18 protein-coding genes are annotated in these 19,565 nt (G+C 42.5%); 10 read left to right on the forward strand and 8 right to left on the reverse strand.

Going from position 1 to position 19,565, the window contains the following annotated elements; translation table 11 throughout:
* Nucleotides 1-15: 15 nt before the first annotated feature.
* Entirely contained in the window at nt 16-909 is an 894-nt protein-coding gene (locus tag ACQY1X_RS08395) for an alpha/beta fold hydrolase (RefSeq protein ID WP_430014362.1), read from the reverse strand.
* A 58-nt stretch (nt 910-967) separates the two neighbouring features.
* On the opposite strand from ACQY1X_RS08395, the gene ACQY1X_RS08400 reads away from it, so the two are divergent.
* Nucleotides 968-1,816: an alpha/beta fold hydrolase gene (locus ACQY1X_RS08400; RefSeq protein ID WP_069475407.1), complete on the forward strand. Its 849-nt coding sequence runs from the start codon at nt 968-970 to the stop codon at nt 1,814-1,816.
* A 289-nt stretch (nt 1,817-2,105) separates the two neighbouring features.
* Here ACQY1X_RS08400 and ACQY1X_RS08405 read toward each other — a convergent pair whose 3' ends face one another.
* From ACQY1X_RS08405 to ACQY1X_RS08415, 3 genes are all read right to left on the reverse strand, one after another.
* Nucleotides 2,106-3,281, reverse strand: coding sequence for a lipid-A-disaccharide synthase-related protein (locus ACQY1X_RS08405; RefSeq protein WP_430015578.1), 1,176 nt, complete (start codon nt 3,279-3,281; stop codon nt 2,106-2,108).
* A complete protein-coding gene (locus ACQY1X_RS08410) occupies nt 3,274-3,741 on the reverse strand; it encodes a cobalamin biosynthesis protein (protein ID WP_430014656.1) in 468 nt (155 codons plus the stop codon). The genes ACQY1X_RS08405 and ACQY1X_RS08410 overlap by 8 nt, the downstream gene beginning before the upstream one ends.
* Nucleotides 3,742-3,962: 221 nt before the next feature.
* A complete protein-coding gene (locus ACQY1X_RS08415; protein WP_430015579.1) occupies nt 3,963-5,447 on the reverse strand; it encodes a glycosyl hydrolase family 57 in 1,485 nt (494 codons plus the stop codon).
* 268 nt (nt 5,448-5,715) lie between these two features.
* Between ACQY1X_RS08415 and ACQY1X_RS08420 the strand changes: the two genes are divergently transcribed.
* From ACQY1X_RS08420 to ACQY1X_RS08440, 5 genes are all read left to right on the forward strand, one after another.
* On the forward strand, nt 5,716-7,023 hold the full coding sequence (locus ACQY1X_RS08420; protein WP_430014365.1) for a hemolysin family protein: 1,308 nt from the start codon (nt 5,716-5,718) through the stop codon (nt 7,021-7,023).
* Between the two features lie 324 nt (nt 7,024-7,347).
* Complete coding sequence (locus ACQY1X_RS08425; RefSeq protein WP_002751275.1) at nt 7,348-8,136, forward strand: ABC transporter permease; 789 nt, start codon at nt 7,348-7,350, stop codon at nt 8,134-8,136.
* 180 nt (nt 8,137-8,316) lie between these two features.
* A complete protein-coding gene (locus ACQY1X_RS08430; protein ID WP_002751273.1) occupies nt 8,317-8,901 on the forward strand; it encodes a pseudouridine synthase in 585 nt (194 codons plus the stop codon).
* Between the two features lie 104 nt (nt 8,902-9,005).
* Complete coding sequence (locus ACQY1X_RS08435; protein ID WP_430014366.1) at nt 9,006-10,394, forward strand: AAA family ATPase; 1,389 nt, start codon at nt 9,006-9,008, stop codon at nt 10,392-10,394.
* On the forward strand, nt 10,394-10,960 hold the full coding sequence (locus ACQY1X_RS08440; protein WP_430014367.1) for a hypothetical protein: 567 nt from the start codon (nt 10,394-10,396) through the stop codon (nt 10,958-10,960). Before ACQY1X_RS08435 ends, ACQY1X_RS08440 begins: the two co-directional genes overlap by 1 nt.
* Nucleotides 10,961-11,034: 74 nt before the next feature.
* Here the strand turns inward: ACQY1X_RS08440 and ACQY1X_RS08445 are convergent, their stop codons facing one another.
* The gene (locus ACQY1X_RS08445; RefSeq protein ID WP_002743840.1) at nt 11,035-11,463 is read right to left on the reverse strand and encodes a hypothetical protein; all 429 of its coding nucleotides are present in this window, start codon (nt 11,461-11,463) and stop codon (nt 11,035-11,037) included.
* 198 nt (nt 11,464-11,661) lie between these two features.
* Between ACQY1X_RS08445 and ACQY1X_RS08450 the strand changes: the two genes are divergently transcribed.
* Complete coding sequence (locus ACQY1X_RS08450; protein WP_430014368.1) at nt 11,662-12,966, forward strand: hypothetical protein; 1,305 nt, start codon at nt 11,662-11,664, stop codon at nt 12,964-12,966.
* Between the two features lie 149 nt (nt 12,967-13,115).
* On the opposite strand, the gene ACQY1X_RS08455 is transcribed toward ACQY1X_RS08450, so the two are convergent.
* Nucleotides 13,116-14,642, reverse strand: a complete 1,527-nt coding sequence (locus ACQY1X_RS08455; RefSeq protein ID WP_430014369.1) for a YifB family Mg chelatase-like AAA ATPase — start codon at nt 14,640-14,642, stop codon at nt 13,116-13,118.
* Nucleotides 14,643-14,823: 181 nt separating this feature from the next.
* On the opposite strand from ACQY1X_RS08455, the gene ACQY1X_RS08460 reads away from it, so the two are divergent.
* Nucleotides 14,824-15,165, forward strand: coding sequence for a histidine triad nucleotide-binding protein (locus ACQY1X_RS08460; protein ID WP_430014370.1), 342 nt, complete (start codon nt 14,824-14,826; stop codon nt 15,163-15,165).
* An 83-nt stretch (nt 15,166-15,248) separates the two neighbouring features.
* Nucleotides 15,249-15,809 carry a retropepsin-like aspartic protease family protein gene (locus ACQY1X_RS08465; RefSeq protein WP_287233942.1) on the forward strand — a complete coding sequence of 187 codons (561 nt, stop codon included), beginning with the start codon at nt 15,249-15,251 and terminating at the stop codon, nt 15,807-15,809.
* Between the two features lie 228 nt (nt 15,810-16,037).
* Here ACQY1X_RS08465 and hppD read toward each other — a convergent pair whose 3' ends face one another.
* Together hppD and ACQY1X_RS08475 are read right to left on the reverse strand one after the other, a co-directional pair.
* Complete coding sequence (gene hppD / locus ACQY1X_RS08470) at nt 16,038-17,123, reverse strand: 4-hydroxyphenylpyruvate dioxygenase (RefSeq protein ID WP_430014371.1); 1,086 nt, start codon at nt 17,121-17,123, stop codon at nt 16,038-16,040.
* Nucleotides 17,124-17,242: 119 nt separating this feature from the next.
* Nucleotides 17,243-17,947, reverse strand: a complete 705-nt coding sequence (locus ACQY1X_RS08475) for an SDR family oxidoreductase (protein WP_271992776.1) — start codon at nt 17,945-17,947, stop codon at nt 17,243-17,245.
* A gap of 131 nt (nt 17,948-18,078) precedes the next feature.
* Between ACQY1X_RS08475 and sat the strand changes: the two genes are divergently transcribed.
* Nucleotides 18,079-19,248 carry a sulfate adenylyltransferase gene (gene sat, locus ACQY1X_RS08480; RefSeq protein ID WP_430014372.1) on the forward strand — a complete coding sequence of 390 codons (1,170 nt, stop codon included), beginning with the start codon at nt 18,079-18,081 and terminating at the stop codon, nt 19,246-19,248.
* The last annotated feature ends 317 nt before the right edge of the window (nt 19,249-19,565 follow it).

Genomic DNA, 19,565 nt, shown 5'->3' on the forward strand with positions numbered 1-19,565 from the left:
ATCTTCCATAACTGACTAAATCCCCATTTCCGACAGCCAACTCAAAATTAATTGATTAACTTTTTCGGGATGTTCATCGTGGGGACAGTGACCAGCTTTGGCAATCGGATAAAATTGGGTATTATTGCCCATTTTAGCTCTTTCTTGGTAAATTACCGAACCAGCGATCGGTGTCCAAGGGTCATCCTCTCCCCAGAGTACCAATAAAGGGCGATCGATTGGCGGTAATAATTCCTGGGGAGAAGGTCCAGGGGGTGCTGTCAACACCGATGCGAACACTCCCCACGCACCCGCATCACAGGAGGGTTGATAGAGAATTTCGACTAATTCCTCGGTAATCGCAGTATGGTCGCGATAAACCTGTTTTAAGGTGTTCCGGATGCGATTTTTCTGTCTTACCTGTTCAAAAATAAACTTTCCTGTCACCGGAGAACTAACTAAACCGGTAAAGGCAGCCATGATTAAACGCAAGGGGAAATTTAATTCTTCGGGACGATGGTTTAATCCTCCCGCACAGTTGATAATTACTCCTGCGGCAGTGATTTCGGGAGATTCTGCCATCAGCATTAAGGCAATCAGTCCCCCGATGGAATTACCGACAAATACCGTCGGTTTTGCGATTTTTTCCCGCCAAAAGTCTTGTATTTGCCGCATCCAAAGGTTGAGACTATAATCTAAAGCGGGCTTATCCGCACCCCCAAATCCCAAGAGATCTAGGGCATAGACTTGATAGCCATTTTCCGCTAAAACGGGGATATTTTTGCGCCAATGACCGATAGATGCCCCAAAACCGTGAATTAATACTAGGGGTTGTCCTTCTCCCCGCACGGTGTAGGGGATGGTGTGACCTTGCCATGTCCAAGACAATTGCTCTAAGCTAGTGGCAGTGAGGGGCGATTGTAGTGCCATTGTATGAAGTTTTATTAAGTGATATTTAAATTATAGAATAAAAATCGGTCGAGAATTTATGCCACAACGCCAGACTTTTACCAATAACTCGATGGCAATTTCCTATTTACAATGGAGCGATCGAGGTATGCCTCTACTATTATTGCACGGCATGGCGGATCATGCTCTGGTTTGGTCAAGTTTGGGCGATTATTTACGCTCAAATTATCAAGTTATTGCCCCAGATTTGCGGGGACATGGGGAAAGCGGTAAACCAACAACCGGTTATCACTTTCAGGATTATATCGGCGATTTAAGGGCTTTAATTAATCATTTAGGTTGGACGCAAGCACATATTTTAGGTCATTCTTGGAGTGCTAAAATAGCGGCGATTTGGGCAACTCAACAGCCGGAAGTATTTAAGAGTTTAATTTTAGTCGATCCCTTTTTTATCGATAAAATGCCTAGTTGGATTAGGATAACTTTTCCAATTCTCTATCAAGTTTTGCCCTTTTTAAAGATTACTCGTTCCTTTGATAGTTATCAGAGCATAGAAGCGATCGCTCGTCAATTAAAACAATATAAAGGTTGGTCAAATTTACAGCAAGAGGTGTTTAAAAATGCCATTGAACAAAAAGCGGATGGCAGTTGGAGCAGTAAATTTACTTTATCGGCACGCGGGGAAATTTTTGAGGATGTCATGGGGTTTGCTGGATTAACTAAAGCTTTAGATATTCCCAGTTTATTAATCCTTCCTCAACAAGGATTAAATCGCACTACTTGGCAAATTCAATCCTATAAAAAGTATTTAACTTCTCTAGAGATTAAAAAGATACCGGGTAATCATTGGGCATTTTTAGGGGAACCTGAAACTTTTAATCAAGCGGTGGCTGAGTTTTTATCTGTTCGGGAAAATGACGATGTTTAATTAGAAGGTAATTGAGCTCATTTTAAGCTGGATTACGCTGCCCTAAGTAGGTAGGTATTAAAAACTTTCAGGCGCCCCCCTTATCAAGGGGGGATTAAGGGGGGATCGGCGCCCCCCTTATCAAGGGGGGTAGGGGGGATCGGCGCCCTCTTATTAAGGGGAGATTAAGGGGTAATCGGCACCCCCCTTATCAAGGGGGGATCCCCCCGCCTACCGGCACCCCCCTTATCAAGGGGGGTAGGGGGGATCAAACCTAAAATCCATTTTTAATTTAATTATAACCAGCTACTTAACACCCTAATTTCATATAAATTTCTTCGGCAATATTCCTGCTACCTCCAGATTCTCCCACTCTAATTTTACCGTTCTCTAAACATCTATGTAAATACTGAGAATCTGCCAAAATATCGACAATTTTAACCGCAGCATTTTTAAATAAATTCACCTCCGTGGGTTTCTTTCCAATAGTTATCACCGATTCCCCTAATAAGCGCATTTGTGCCTCAGCAAAAGGGTAGGTAAATTGGGGTCCAAATCCGGGTATTTGTAGGACGGGTTTTCCTAATCCTACCGCTTGTTCTACTGCTGTCCCCGCCATGGCTAAACAAGCGTCACAATGGTGTAGAATATCGGCAAAAGCATCACGATAACAGCACAATAAAGCCCCATTTTTCTCTAGTTTTCCCGCTCCTAAATAATGCCATCCCTCTTGTTTAGCCAAATTTTCTAAGTCGGTTTCTCTGATGCTAGGAATGATAGCAGCCCGAAACTGCATCGGTTTAATTTTAACTATTTCCTCACAGACTTGTAACTGTAAAGCTAAATTACTCAAAGCTTCGGGTAAACGACTCCCCGCTAATAAAGCAATCATGGGAATTTGACTATCTAATTCTAAATCTTTACCCGTTGGTGTTAAGACATCCATAATCGGATAACCAGCAAAAATCGCTTTTTTAATACCCCGATTTTGTAGGTCTGTTGCTGTATATTTATCTCTGGTAAAAACCCTTAAACACTTGTCTGATCTTAAACATAATTCTGTCAGTAAAGGTAATTTAATTGTACCTTCGTAATAACTGGAAGTAGAAACAATAAAAGCCACAAAAGGACGACCAGTTGAACGAGCGATCGCAATCGGCACAATATCCCCCACTGCTATCAATAAATCACAATTCTTGCTAACTTTAAAAGCTGCCTGAATTTGTTTAATAGTTAGACCGATTAATCCCGCGCCAATATCTTTAATCCAATTAAAAGGATTGGTATAAATAATTCCCCCCGATGGCATAGTGGCAGTGGGGGCAATAATTGGTACTGGCAATTTTTGATAAGCTTTTCCCTCTCCCACTAAAGGCAAAGCAGCTATAGATAATTGGGGCTGAATTTTTTGTAATTTCCCCACAATTAAACTAGCATTTAAATCCTCACCATGACCATTACTAAGAAATAAAACCTGTTTAAGCATCGATTTCGTATCCTCTATATTCCCTTGCCGCCAAAGAAACTGCCACCGTCACCGATTTTGCTTCTATTTGCTTGCTGACTAGCAAAATCTCGCCCATTTTTAAAGCGGCAGCCTCAGCAACGCTAGGAGTTCCCCCTTGCTTGTTGACAATGGCTGAGGGATTGGGGACATTAATATCTCTCAACTCCTCGGCAGTAAAGGTTTTTAGGGGCAATCCTTTCTCCTGACAGTAGGTAATTAAACCCCGTTCATCAGCTTTGATATTAAGGGTGGCGATACCGGCAATAGCGGCTAAAGAGAGGTGATAACGCTGAAAAACAGCCCTAATTGCCCTATCTATGACCGCTTTCTCCGTGCCCTGGATGCAACCTATGCCTAGCCATAATACTCGTCCATGGCACTGCACTTTTACCCCGGAAGAATCGGCGGGTGGGTGGAAAGCAGGGGAAGCGCCAGTCATCATCGGTGTTGCCTCTAATTGTTGCGGGATTAGGGTTGCCAACGGGGAGAATCACCTTGGGGCTGTTTGGTAAGCTAAAAAACAGTTAAGAGAACGTTCGTAAATTAATGTAAAGAAGATGGATTGTTTTTCGCCGCTCCCCGATACCTTTTTAACAGGATTTAGTTTAATACACTTGTGCTAATAGGGCGCAGATTCTGCGCCCTAGATAGCTTACTATCCTAGCGGGTTAAGGCCGCGCCTCTTGCGTATAAAGTGCGGGCATAATCGGTCCAAGTACCCTGGCCCCAATAACGGAAACAACTGGTTTGCACGAGCAAATTATAAAGTAGTGCCTCCAGATAATCCGGTCGTCGGGTGAAGCTAGGATCCGCCTGTACTAAAGGATCATATTTCTCGTGGAATTGAGCGCTTAATTGGTTCATCGGTTCGAGGACATTTTCGTAACCGCGCACCCAACTGAGATCATTTGTCCAAGAGGCCCCATCCATGCTAAAACGGTGGTCGGTCTGTTTTAACTCAACGATCGCCTGTTCTACCGCTTCCGGGGTAGCGGCATCCGGATTAACTCGCTGCCAGATTTTATGCTGGTGTACGGCTTGAATTGGGGGATAATCTTGGGGATTAACGCCAGCAGCCTCGATTAACTCCAGATATTCCGTACCGTTAAATCCTGCCACACTGGAACCCCCCTGCATTTCCCGCCAAGGATTGGGAAAATCGCGAGGAAATTCATTCATCATCACGCCACCATTTTCACCATCGGCAATCTGGGAACCTAGGGAAGGAACCCAAACGCCGCCGATTTGCTGTTTACCTCGGCATTTAGCCTCGTGGTAGGGTTGCATTTGGGCAACTAATTTGGTGTCGGAACCCTGGGTTTTAATCAAAGCAGTAATCGCAATCACTTCACCCCGAGAATTGCGGGCCACCAGGCGATTAGGAATATATTTTTGTTCCTGACTCAATCCCGAACCGTCGAGATTTTCCACCGAGTGTTCCTGTACCAATAACCAACGATAGCCGCATTCTTTCAGAGCTTTAATATACTCGTAGAGGGTATCGGGATGGTTAGGAAGGTGCATTTCCGGGGGAGAGAACCCTTTGACTCGTTTTAGAGCATCCACGCCAAAAATCGAGGCAAAATAGGTTTGCCATGCTTGCATCTGTAATTTTAGATCAGGAATCGGTGTGGAAGGAGCCACCGCGTGACTCCACATCGTCCCCAACCATTCCACATAGGGTTGATATTGACTGTTACAGGTGATTAATTTGAGTTTATCGAGGATATCCTGCCGTCCCATCTGCACCAAACCCCAGAGGAGATTGCCGGAATAATCGAGCATAATCCGGGGATTACAGCCTTCCGCCACCAATTCCGGGATAAAATCGCCCATGCGACTGTAACACCAGGCAAAAACGCTGGCATTATGATTATCGCCATCCCCAAGATTTTCGAACATATGCTGGAGATTGCAGATTAATTCCCCGTTAACACCCGCCGGGATAGTGGGTTGGTGCATATGCAAGGCACAGGCAAAACCAGCCTTAATATTGTCTAATTTGAGATTTGTTGTCGGTAAAAAGATCGGATCATCGTGATTGACAATCGCTGCGATTTCCTGTTCCCAACCGCAAATAGTCGGTAGTCCGGAGCGTATTTCCGTGATAGGGTTCGATTTCGATGATACGGGTGTAGCGATCATAATTTTTCAGGCGAATAAATTGAGCTAGTTTGTCCCCACTCTCCCAGGGACAACTTTTTTTGACTGGCAATGGGTCACTCCTGACTGTTCACTGCTAACTGAGCTAAGAGTGCGGACTTGATCCTATCCCATTTATACTGGGAGTAACCCCCTCCAGACACAAGCCTTCGTAACTCGTTAAAAATCAAGATGATTCTTTACTGAACTTAACCGATCCTCGCACTATGATACAAACAACTATCCGCCCTTTTACCTGTAAATTTTAACCATGTTCTCGGCGACTACCGAAATTCTTGTTATCTTCTTCCTCATCCTCCTCAATGGAGTCTTTGCTCTCTCGGAAATTGCCATTGTCTCGGCCCGCAAAGTCCGTTTGGAACAATTAGCCAGAGATGATCGACGGGCGGCGGTGGCCTTAAAATTGGCCAATGATCCCAATCAAATTTTATCGACGGTGCAGATTGGCATTACCCTAGTGGGTATCTTTGCTGGGGCCTACGGAGGGGCTAATTTATCGGTCAGTGTGGCGCAATTATTGGCCCAAGTTCCCGTTTTAGCCCCCTATAGTCAAGCTTTGGGATTAGGATTAGTGGTGTTAATTATTACCTATCTATCCCTAGTGGTGGGGGAATTGGTTCCGAAACGGTTGGGTTTAAGTAATCCTGAAAAAATCGCTATCCTCGTTGCTAGTCCTCTCGATAGGTTATCAAAAATTGTTTCGCCTGTTGTCCATCTTTTGAGTCAATCAACTAATCTGATTCTCGGTTTGTTGGGGATTAGCGGTAATAATAATGATTCCCCAATTACGGAAGAAGAATTGAAAATTATGCTTAAACAGGGAACCGAAGCGGGAACCTTTGAGGAAGCAGAACAGGATATGGTGGAAAGGGTGTTAGGATTGAGCGATCGCCGAGTAAGTCAGATTATGACCACGCGTCCGGATGTTGTTTGGTTAGATTTGGAAGATAGTGCCGAAATTAATCGCCAGAAGCTAATTGAGAGCAATCATACCCGTTTTCCTGTGTGTCAGGGCAGTTTAGATGAGGTTTTGGGGGTAATTGAAGTCACAGACTTATTGGCCGATTGTTTAACCGGTGAAAGTTTCGACCTAACGAAGGATTTACAGCAGCCGCTTTTTGTGCCGGAAAGCACTAGGGGTTTAAAAGTTTTAGAATTAGTGCAGCAAAGTGGTCATCATATTGCCTTGGTAGTGGATGAGTACGGGGTGATTCAAGGATTGGTGACGCGCCAGGATATTTTAGAGGCAATTGTCGGCGATTTACCCCAATTAGATAATATTGAAGATGCACAGATCGTGCAGCGGGAAGATGGTTCTTGGTTGATTGATGGCACAGTGGCGATCGAAGATTTTAAAGAATTATTTGAAATCAGTGAATTACCGGGGGAAAAACAGGGCAATTATCACACTTTAGGGGGTTTTATTATTACCCATCTTGGTAGGATTCCGGGGGCTGCCGATCATTTTGAATGGCAAAGGTTGCGTTTGGAAGTGGTGGATATGGACGGTAATCGCGTCGATAAGGTGTTAGTAACGCTCTTGTTGGATGATTTGTAAGTAAGTAGCTGGTTATATAGCGTTTCCTAAGCTGGTGAGGTACGCCTATTTTTCTTCCCCTTTGCCTAAAACCCATAACTTTTGTACCTCAGCAGACGGAAAAACGCTATATAACACCTAACAGCTGATGAGATGCACCCGAAGGGACTATTTTTGAAAGCTTGAGCGGTCAAGTCATTAGCCACTTTTGCCACAAACCCTAAGTAGCATCATGCTCAACGGATTTAGGATGATTATTTTTCTAGTCCGAAAAGCTCGCTCTTGAAAAAGGGGACAATTGTTAATTATTATTAAAAGTATATTTACTAATTAACCAAAATACCAGTGAAACTAGCTCAAGCTCAGACGATATTAACAGACACTTTAACCGTATTTTGGGGAGAATGGCTAGATTTACGGGCGAGAGTCCTTCAGATCGCCGCCACCGGTCTAGTTTCTCCCCTAATCTATATTATCGGTTTCGGGTTGGGGTTGGGAAGCGCCCTCGATCGCTCGATGAAACCCTCGATCGGCGATTCTTATCTAGAATTTATTTTACCCGGAATGGTAGCCCTGTCCTCAATGGCGATCAGTTTCGGGGGAACCACCTTTTCCATCTGTGGCGATCGCTTATTTAGTAAAACCTTCGAGGAATTATTATTACTTCCCGTCCATCCTCTCTCATTATTTTTAGGCAAAGTTTTCGCGGGAATTTTGCGCGGTGTAATGACTTCTGCATCGGTGATTCTCATTGCTATCTTATTTACAGGAAAATTTGCCAGTTTTCTCAATCCCCTCTTTTTATTAGTTTTAATCTTAAATTGTGCCGTCTTTGCCGGTTTAGGGGCAATTGTTGGATTGCGAGTTACATCCCTCGAAAGTGTCAGTCTGTATAATAACTTTTTAATCGTGCCGATGTCTTTTTTAGGAGCAACTTTTTTCGATCCCCAAACCTTACCCTGGCCATTAAAAATTATTGTTTATGCCTTGCCCCTCACCTATGCTAGTCTGGGATTAAGAGCCGCAGCCTACGATATTAATCAATTTCCTTGGTTCGCTATCCCCATTTTGTTAATCGTCGCTCTTCTTCTCTCGATTGTCGGCGCTTATCAATTCTCCCATCAACGGGATTAAATCAGTAATCAGTTATCAGTTATCAGTTATCAGTTAAGTACCCAGGCAAAATTAATTAAACATATCTAACTACCTCTTGCCTTTTGCCTCTTGCCTTTTGCCTATCTTCACTAGGAAATTTATTTTACACGACTACTTATCTCCTGACTCCTGACTCCTATCTCCTGACTCCTTTTTCCCTTGAATAAATATATCCTTTTTTATAAACCCTACGATGTATTATGTCAGTTTACTGATGAAAATGGGCGCTCGACTTTAAAAGATTATATTCCCATCCCGAATATCTATTCTGTCGGTCGTTTAGATAGGGATAGCGAGGGATTATTATTACTCACAGATAACGGTCAATTACAGCATCGTTTAGGTCATCGTCAATTTGCTCATCCGCGCACCTATTGGGTACAAGTCGAAAGAATTCCAGACCTAAACGCTTTAGAAAAATTGCGTCAAGGTCTTCCTATTCAGGATTATCGCACTCGACCGGCAATAGTTAATTTACTAGATTTTGAACCAGATTTACCCCCCAGAGAGCCACCGATTCGTTATCGAAAATCTGTCCCCACCGCTTGGTTAGAAATTACCTTAACTGAGGGAAGAAATCGTCAGGTAAGAAGGATGACGGCAGCCGTTGGTTATCCCACTTTAAGATTAATTAGAACAGCCATTACTATTGATAAAAACAATAAATTATGCTTAACAGGATTACAACCTGGTCAATGGCGAGAAGTAACTGAAAAAGAGAGAAAAGCCTTAGAAAGGTTATAATTTCTGTAAGTAACCTTGATAACCAAAGTTGAATGTATAGTTTGGGACTTGATCAAATTACCCACAATTATCTATAATCGTGAATATTAAACCGAAAGACAAATATGAAAGTTAAAATTAAAAATCTTGGCATTTTAAAACAGGCAGAATTCAGTCTAGGCGACCTCACAATTATCTGTGGTCGTAATAATACAGGTAAAACTTATGCTACATATTCTTTATTCGGTTTTTTAGACACTTGGCGAAGACTATTAACGGGGCCAAGATTTGGCCTCAAAGAAAAAATTGAGCAACTACTTTCTGATGGTGTAATTAGTCTCGATCTACAGGAGTATGTTCAACAGTGTGAAAGTATTCTTACTACAGGTTGTCAAAGATATATTCAACAAATACCTGAAGTTTTTGCTGCCAACGAGGAGAGGTTTAAAAATGTTGATTTTCAGATAGAATTAAATTTTGATAATATTCAATTTAAAAAGAAGTATGAAAAGAAAATTAGTACAGCAACATGGGAAATTATCTCGATTAGCAAACATGAAAATGAGCCTTATTTATCCATTACATTATTAACAGAAAAAGAAAAAATAAATCTGCCAGTGCATTTTCTTGAGGATATCATTTACGACAGCATCCAAGATATAATTTTCTCTCAGTTTTTTCCTAGGCCATTTATTGCCAGTGCAGAAAGAACAGGAGCGGCAATTTTTCGCAAAGAGTTAAATTTTGCTCGTAATCGTTTACTGGAAGAAATTAGCAAAAATAGCAATTTTGATCCTAGGGAACTGTTATTTAATGTTTCTCAGGATTATGCGCTACCGGTCAAAAAAAATGTAGATTTTACTAGACAAATAGAAACAATTGTCAAAAAAACTAGCTTTATTGCCGAAAATCATCCCAGTATTTTAGAAGATTTTGCCGATATTATTGGTGGTCAATATATGATTACTAGCAATGATGAACTTTATTACATTCCTAAAGGAAAAAAACTTAGACTATCGATGGATGAAAGTTCTAGTGCTGTACGTTCTCTTTTAGACATTGGCTTTTATTTAAGACACGAAGCTCGAATCGGAGATTTGTTGATAGTAGATGAACCTGAATTAAATCTCCATCCAGAAAATCAACGCCGTATCGCTAAACTTTTCGCTCGACTGATCAACATTGGTATTAAAGTTTTTATCACTACTCACAGTGATTATATTATCAAAGAAATAAACACATTAATTATGCTCAACCATGATCAACCACACCTGAAACAAATTGCCGCAGAAGAAGGCTATAGACAAGAGGAATTATTATCGGCTAATCAAGTTAAAGTCTATATTGCTGAAGAAGATTCAAAGATGTTAAAAGGACAAAAAAGAAAAACCAAATTTCACACTTTAAACCCCGCTAAAATTGATCCAAAAATGGGTATTGAGGCGCGTAGTTTTGATACTACTATCGAAAATATGAATCGTATTCAAACGGCTATTATTTGGGGTGAGGAGTAATGTCTGATATTGCTATCCTCAAAGAAATGATTAGGGATTGTGCGATAGTAGAGTTGGAATACAAAAAAGAGTACAAACGAGATAGTTATTTACTGAAACTGACAGAAAATCAAGATAACTATTCGTTTGTGATTAGTGGAATGCCTAAACCCGATCGAGGTATTGTGATTAAGCTAGATGAGTTTTTTGATGTCCGCACAATTTTTACTGGTAGTAAAGGTGAGTGTAAGCGTGCAGACTTTATAATTATTGCTAATACCAATTCTGAAAAAGTTATCCTTTGTCTGGAAATGAAGAAAAGCAGAGATTCTAATTCATCGATAACTAAACAATTAAAAGGAGCCAAATGCTTTGTCTCCTATTGTCGTGAAATCGGACGCTTATTTTGGAATCAACCCGATTTTCTTCGGGACTATCAATATCGCTTTGTTAGTATTAAAAATATCAGTATGTCTAAAACAACCACGAGCAGCCGTAAACCTTCTCAAAAAAGTGAGATTCACGATCAACCAGAAAAAATGTTAAAAATTTCCGCTCAAGCGAAGCACTTTCAAGAATTAATTTAGTCCTATAGCTTGACATTATGACCGATTTAATCTCGATCGAATAACGATCTTTTGCCGAGAGTGCCGAAAGAGCCTTATCGATGCTCATTTTTAAAAACTTCAAACACCTGCCGGCTGAAATATTTTAACTTATCAGCCACCTTAGGAGAGGGTTGATAATTGCCGACTAATTGCCAATTTTCCACCGTAGATAGTCGCCAAGCGGTTCCTTGATGGTTAAAAGCCTGCATTTCTAAGCCAATCAAACGCTGATGCTGATCCTCGCTATCGAGATGAAAACGAATTTGTACCAGAATACTGCGCCCTTGAATTCTGGGACTCCAACCCGGAAAATGGAAAGCGATATCGATCGAGTCGGGATCCGTTAACTCCCTTGTGTGGGGATCATTGCGCCAAGGTTTCAGATCTGCCTTTGCATCGGGGAATTGTTGTTTAAACAGGTTGACGAGTGTGGCGATCTTCGCCGTTAATTCTAATCCTTTTGCCTGTTCCGACGCATTCATGCTCACCTCTGATAATTGCTTATAAAGTAACTATTTATACAGTTTAGCCCTGCTTTTTGCGACTATTGGGACAATTATAACGATATTTTCTCGATCGAGTCCAAAATGCCGCACCTGTCAATCCAGATAGCCGCTGCCAAAAAGACAAAATCAAAACTACACTAGAAAATAGGATAATCGAGAGGAACAGTATTTTCTATGAATCCCCAAGAGTCTCTATTACAATCGATCGAAAAATTAGGCTATCGGGTTACGGTGGGTGATGTGGCGGCAAAATCAGGTTTAGAGATTAACGCTGCACAACAGGGATTATTAGCTTTAGCTGCGGAAGCGGGGGGACATTTACAGGTAGCAGATACGGGGGAGATTATCTATCTTTTCCCCGAAAATTTTCGGTCGATTCTTCTGAATAAATATTGGCAATTGCAGTTAAAAGCTTTCGGGAGTAAAATCTGGAAAGTAGTTTTTTATGTTATTCGCATTTCCTTCGGCATTGTTTTAATTATTTCGATTTTAATCCTGTTGCTGGCTATCCTAGCGATCCTGATCGGCTTAATGTTTAAAGATAGTGACTCGGATAACAATTCGGGAAATAATAACATTAATATTAACTTCTTTCCCACGGACTTTTTCTGGATTTTTTATCCCGATTTTGGTAATAACTACTACGAAAGAAGAGATCGGGAAGTTAAGGCAGACAAACCCCCTAGTAAGATGAATTTTCTCGAGGCAGTTTTTTCTTTTCTTTTTGGCGATGGCGATCCTAATTTTAATTTAGAGGAGAGACGCTGGCAAATTATCGGTAAAGTAATTCAAAATAATCGTGGCTCGATTATCGCTCCACAAATTGCCCCCTATCTCGATAGTATTACCCCCAGTCATGAGGAGACAGAAGATTATATACTACCAGTTTTAACTCGCTTTAATGGATTGCCGCAAGTATCCGATCGAGGCGATATTATCTATTATTTTCCTGATCTACAGGTGACAACCAAAGAGAGAAAATTACAAACAGTTTCCCCCTATCTAAAGGAAAAACGCTGGAAGTTTAGCGAAGCAGATAGCGGTCAAATTATCCTAGCTTTAGGTTTAGGGGTGGTTAACTTTATCCTCGCTTTAGTTTTAGGATCTTTGCTCAACAGTGATAGTGTGGATTTGAGCGGTTCTCTGGGGTCAATAGTCACAGGAATCTACGGTTTTCTCCTCAGTTATGCCGGTGCTTTTTTGGGGATTCCCCTCGGTCGTTATTTCTTTTTACAGTGGAGAAATGAGCGGGTTAATCAACGCAATCAACAGCGAGAAAAAAGAGCAGACCTATTAGCACAAAATAATCCTGAATTAGAGCAAAAACTGGACTACTCTCGTCAATTTGCTGACCAAAAAGTGATTACAGATGCTGATATTAGTTATTCTACCGATCAAGACTATCTCGAACAAGAGATCGAGCGCTCCGATAAAATCGATCAAGAATGGCAAAAACGCTTAGAATCCCCCGATTCTTGACTCCTGACTTGAAAGAGGGTGTAGGGTGTGGGGTGTGGGGTGTGGGGAAAGAAACCTCTTTCATCTGTGGTGGTGAAAATTTTTTCATCAGCACTGACTCCCCAGACTCCTGACTCCTAACCCCACCAACAAACTTTTTGCCGCAAACCCTAACTTAAACGATCGAGAGTGCGATACTGAATTGCTTCGGCAACGTGGGAACTTTTCAGCATTTCACTATCTCCTAAATCGGCAATGGTGCGGGCAACTTTGAGAATACGATCCATTGCTCGGGCCGATAAACCCAATTTTCGGATTGCCCCTTCTAAAATATGGCGACTACTATCATCCAGAGCGCAAAAACGCCGCAAATGCTCGGAATTCATCTCCGCATTAGAGCGAATCCCCGTATTCTGAAAGCGATCGCTGGCCTTTTGCCGGGCCCCTTGTACCCGTTGCCGCACTTGCTCAGAAGCTTCTCCCCGACTCTCTTGGGTCATTTCTTCCGGTTTCAGGCGATTTACCGTCACTTGTAGGTCAATACGGTCTAAAAGCGGCCCCGATAATTTCGCCCAATATTGTTCCCGTTGTCGCGGGGAACAGCTGCAGGGTTGCACCGAATCGCCGTAATAACCACAGGGACAGGGATTGGTACTGGCCACCAAGGTAAAACGGGCCGGAAAAGCGACGGAAAGACGAGTGCGAGAAATGCTCACATAACCATCCTCTAGGGGTTGTCGGAGATATTCCAAGACACTGCGCTTAAATTCCGTTAATTCGTCCAAAAATAAAATACCACGGTGGGAAAGGGAGATTTCCCCCGGTCGGGGATAAGTGCCACCTCCCACCAGCGCCGCTCCGGAAGCGGAGTGATGGGGACTGCGAAAAGGACGCTCGCGCACCAGGGAACCTCGATCTTTCAGTAATCCAGCGACGGAATGAATCTGGGAGACTTCTAGGGATTCGGCAAAGGTAAGCTGGGGCAGAATACCGGGTAAACGTCGCGCTAACATGGTTTTACCGCTGCCCGGTGGCCCGACAAAAATTAGGTTATGACCTCCAGCTGCGGCAATTTCCAGGGCCCGACGGCCAATGGCTTGACCTTTAACATCCTTGAGATCGGGGAGATTTACTCGCGATCGCCCAAATTCCTCGGCAGCGTTAAAAGTCATCGGTGAATGGCGATCGGGTTCATTTAAGAAATTTACCACTTCCGATAGATGACGAAACCCATACACTTGTACGCCTTTGACCACGGCCGCTTCTTTGGCATTATCGGCGGGAACCACTAAACCCTTAATCCCCATTTTTTCGGCAGCGGCAGCAATGGGTAAAACCCCCGCCACGGGACGCAAACTACCATCGAGGGATAATTCGCCTAAAAAGAGAAAATCCCCCAATAAATCGGCTTCTACCTGTTCGGAAGCCCCTAAAATGCCGATACTAATCGGTAAATCATAAATTGGACCCTCTTTGCGGATATCGGCAGGACTTAAATTGATGACAATTTTGCGGATGGGAAAGGCAAATCCGGCATTTTTTAGGGAAGCTTTTACCCTTTCTTTCGACTCCTGCACGGCGGTATCGGGTAAACCCACCACGGCAATTCCGGGCAATCCCCCCGATACATCCACCTCTACCCCGATTTTAATGGCATCGATGCCGATAATTGCCGCACTCCAAACCCTTGCTAACATTTTGGCTCAAGTAAAAATAAAGTGAGTTCTTAGGAAAATGAAACAGGATGTTAGGCTAGTTTTCCGCATAAAAATGATTTTATCTGGGAATTTACCCTGAAAATCAGCCTATTTCTCGGGATAACCTAGCCAGAAAAGCTGAGAGCTTAATGGTATAGTTGAAAAAAAAAGCAATTTGTCTATGAGTGAGACTATTTTTAGCAAAATTATCCGGAAAGAAATTCCCGCCTCGATCGTCTATGAAGATGATCTGGTTCTCGCTTTTCGAGATGTTAATCCCCAAGCACCCACCCATATCCTCATTATCCCCAAAAAACCGATTCCGAAACTAGAGGAAGCCAGTGAAGGCGATCAAGATTTATTGGGACATTTGTTACTAACTGTTAAAAAGGTGGCCGCCGAAGCTAAATTAAGTCAAGGTTATCGAGTAGTGATCAATAATGGGGAACATGGAGGTCAAACCGTCGATCATCTTCATGTCCATCTTTTGGGCGATCGCCCAATGGACTGGCCTCCGGGTTAAACCCTCTTATTTTCCCGCATTTTTGGGGAATTATAGAGCTAGAAGCGTTTTTTTCCTGAGTCGGTCTTCTCGATGTTAAACCCATGAATAGGTCTCTTTCTGCGATCGCTTTGTCCAGCACCCTGCTGTTATTTCCCTTCACCCCCACGACTCTCGCTCAATCGCAATGCTTTCTACCAGAATGTTTTCTACTATGCTTTCTCCAAAGAGCAGATGGACAACACATAGATCTTAGCCGTCTCTGTGGCGGTTCATCTAGAAATAGGAAAAATTCCCCGCAAGTTTATCAGCTACCGATTCAACGCCGGGTTAAAGGCATTCCCACGGTGATGGTAGTTTTTAATCACCGTCACTCCTATGAAATGCTTTTTGATACAGGTGCTAGTGGCATCGTCCTCACCGATGCCATGGCGAAAGCGATGAAAGTCAAACGGGAAAGGAAAGTAATCAATAATACCGCCGGCGGTGTCGTTACTGGTTATCTTGGTCGCATTAATTTTGTTAAAGCTGGCGAGATGACTTTATATAATCAGATTGTTAATATTTCTCCCCAAATGAAAGGGTTAGGACTCTTGGGACAAACCTTTTTTGGTTCCTATGATGTCACGATCAAAAAAGATGTGATTGAATTACGTTATCGTTGATAAGTAGCTGGTTATAATTAAATTAAAAATGGATTTTAGGTTCGATCCCCCCTGCCCCCCTTGATAAGGGGGGTGCCGATAGGCGGGGGGATCCCCCCTGCCCCCCTTGATAAGGGGGGTGCCGATAGGCGGGGGGATCCCCCCTGCCCCCCTTGATAAGGGGGGTGCCTGAAAACTTTTAACACCTACCTACTTAGTCTCATGGGAAAAATGCTCGCTTTCCTGACTTTAATCTAAAGTTCCTCGCTGTATTTGCTCCCGTTCGATCGCTTCAAATAGGGCCTGGAAGTTGCCTTCTCCAAAACCTCTAGCGGCATGACGGCGCTCGATTAATTCAAAAAAGAAAGTCGGCTGGGAAAAAATTGGTTTAGTGAAAATTTGCAGTAAAGTCGGCTTTTCTAATAGGGAATAACTATTTTGTTCAAAATCAATGAGAATTTCCTGTTTTTTGATTTCTGACCATTCCCAATCAGCAATATTAAAATCTTTTTTTTGATAGTCAATTTGTTGATAATAACTGTTGGGAACTGATAGAAATTCTACTTTCCTTTCTTTTAATTTTTGAGTTAATCTTAAAATATTTTCTGTTTTTAAAGCAATGTGTTGAATGCCAGATTTTTGATTAATATCTAAAAATTCTTGAATTTGAGAACTGTTACTATCTGGTTCATTAATTGGTAATTTTAATTCAGTTTCGGGGTGAACAAGTACCTGGGAATAAAGACCAGAACGCTCCGTTTTAATAGTAAAAGTTTGCCTTTTTTTAAAGCCTAAATTTTCCTCATACCAATTGGCTGTTAACTCTAAATTTCCCTGAAAAACATTTAAAACTAAATGATCAATTGCCAGAATATCCTGATTATATTGTTCCTTGCTATCATACTCAATCAGATTAGGATCGGCTAAAATTGGCGTGATTCCCTGTCTTTCAATTAACGTATGTTTGAGATCAGCAATGCTAGAGATTTGACAGCTTTTTATCTTACCCCTAGCCAAAACAGTTTCCTGAATAAAAATATCCTGTTTAATTTTCCTAGCTAAACTGTCTAAATCCTCCACTTGAAAAGCTACATCCACCACACCTTCAGGATATTTACTTAAAAATTCCGCCACGGGACTAAGGGAATTTAAGGGAGAAGATAAGATAAAAATAATCTGTTTAGTTTTATCTTTTTGGATTCCATTGCCAACTATTTCCGTGTGCGTGTGGAGATTAACTAAACTTGCGATCGCCTGAAAATCCATCACCCGCACCAACCAATCTCGCCATTTTTTGGCCGATTCTACATAAAAATGAATATGATCAACAAACATAGATAAAGTCAAAAAAAGGTTTTTTTCAGTGAGCAGTAAACAGTGAAAATAAAACTCCGAACTTGCCACTTAATGCTATTCACTGATAACTGATAACTGATAACTGAAAAAGCTGACGACTAAAAAAAGAGATGACTATCGGGTTGAATATTAATTTCCATGGGGACGGCTTGGGGTTCAGCATTCATGGCAAAATAGATAGCATCAGCGGCAGTTTGAGCGGTTAACATTTTATTGCGATCAACTTTTAAACTCACCTGATCCCAAAAAGGAGTATCGACACCACCAAAATAGAATAAAGTCATTTTAATACCATAGCGTTTTAACTCATCGGCCAAACATTTACTAAAACCGACCACCCCGTACTTAGAAGCACAATAAGCGGCAGCCATAGCCATAGAATGCTTACCCAAAATTCCCACCACATTACAGATATGACCAGCCTTATTTTCCTTCATCACATTAGCGGCAGCCTGACAGGTATAAAAACTCCCCTTCAGATTGAGGTCGAGCATTTTATCTAAATCTTCCGGCGTGATTTTATTATATTGTTTCATCACACCGGCTCCGGCCGCATTAACCAACACATCCAACCGGCCGTAATGGGAGACAATTTTTGCCATCAAAGTTTCCACCTGAGTGGGATTGGTGATATCCGTCGGCACAATTAACGAGGGACAAGACAACTCACCAGCTAAATTAGATAAATTATCGGCATTTCTGGCCACTAATACGAGTTTATGACCATTAACAGCTAGTTTACGCGCTAAAGTGGCACCGATACCCCCCGTAGCACCGACAATCAGGACAACTTTTTCGCTCATAATTATTGATAATTCTTTACAAATCTTATTGTAAACTGTTCCGACTGGAAAATCATCGCTAGTCCCAACCCCTTGATTAAGGGTTAACCAACTTCTGATAGGATAAACCGTGACAATGTAAAGAAATTTTTATGACTGTACTGACCGAAGGAATCGCGCCCCACGGTGGGCAATTAATTAATCGTATTGCTACCGCTGCCGAAAAAGCCGAATTTCTGGCCCTAGCTGAAAAACTACCGCGAGTTTCCCTAGATGAACGAGCGCTTTCGGATTTAGTTATGATTGCTATTGGTGGTTTCAGTCCCCTCAAAGGCTTTATGGAACAGGACGACTACGAAAAAGTCGTCGATGATATGCGTCTAATCAATGGTTTACCCTGGGCAATTCCCGTGACTCTTTCCGTTAGCGAAGAAGTGGCGGATCCCCTCAAAGAAGGCAACTGGATTCGTTTAGATGACAGCGAAGGTAACTTTGTCGGAGTCCTGGAACTAACCCAAAAATACCGTTACAATAAGGCCCACGAAGCAGTTAACGTCTATCGTACCGACGACCAGAAACACCCCGGGGTAAAAGTCCTCTATGAACAGGGAGAAATTAACCTCTCAGGTCCAATATGGTTACTTCAGCGCGATCCTCATCCTCAGTTTCCCAAATATCAGATCGATCCTCTGCAATCGCGCAAAATGTTCCACGAAAAAGCTTGGAAAACGATTGTCGGTTTCCAAACCCGTAATCCCATCCACCGGGCCCACGAATACATTCAAAAATGCGCCCTAGAAGTGGTAGATGGTTTATTCTTGCATCCCCTTGTCGGCGCTACCAAAAGCGATGATGTACCGGCCGATGTGCGGATGCGTTGCTATGAGATCATGATGGATAAATACTTTCCCCAAGATCGCGTTATTCTAGCTATCAACCCCTCAGCTATGCGTTACGCCGGCCCCCGGGAAGCAATTTTCCACGCTATTATCCGTAAAAACTACGGTTGTACCCATTTTATCGTCGGTCGTGACCATGCCGGAGTCGGCGACTACTACGGAACCTACGATGCTCAGTATATCTTTGATGAGTTCGAGCCGGGGGAATTGGGAATCGTGCCGATGAAGTTTGAACACGCTTTCTACTGTACCCGCACTTCGGGAATGGCAACCACCAAAACTAGCCCCAGTTTACCGGAAGAAAGAATACACCTTTCGGGAACAAAAGTCCGGGAACTGCTGCGCAAAGGAGAATTACCACCTCCGGAATTCTCCCGTCCAGAAGTGGCTGCCGAATTAATCCGCGCCATGCAAGGATCTTGACATCCTCGCCGCCCTAAAAGTGCGGCGATTCCTAAACCTCACGATTTAAGTTTCTGCTTCAACCACCGTTGCATACCACGGTTAAAAAACCATGTACTGTCTTACACAAAGTCCACAGACTTTCGCTCCATTTCAGAAGCCCGATTCCGTGTGTCCCACGGTACGGTTCTGACTAAACGCTTCTTGTACTTGTTGCGCGCGACTTTTTGCCCGGACAAGCTTTTCTGAACGGAACTCCCTAAGCCGAGTTTTCAAGGTGCTGTCCGCCCACTTGGTTTTCGAGACGGTCTTTTTAATTCTAACGTAAAGCCGCCGTT

The organism is Microcystis protocystis FBCC-A270 (assembly GCF_050500235.1).
In the GTDB taxonomy this organism is placed as follows: Bacteria; Cyanobacteriota; Cyanobacteriia; order Cyanobacteriales; family Microcystaceae; genus Microcystis; species Microcystis ichthyoblabe_A.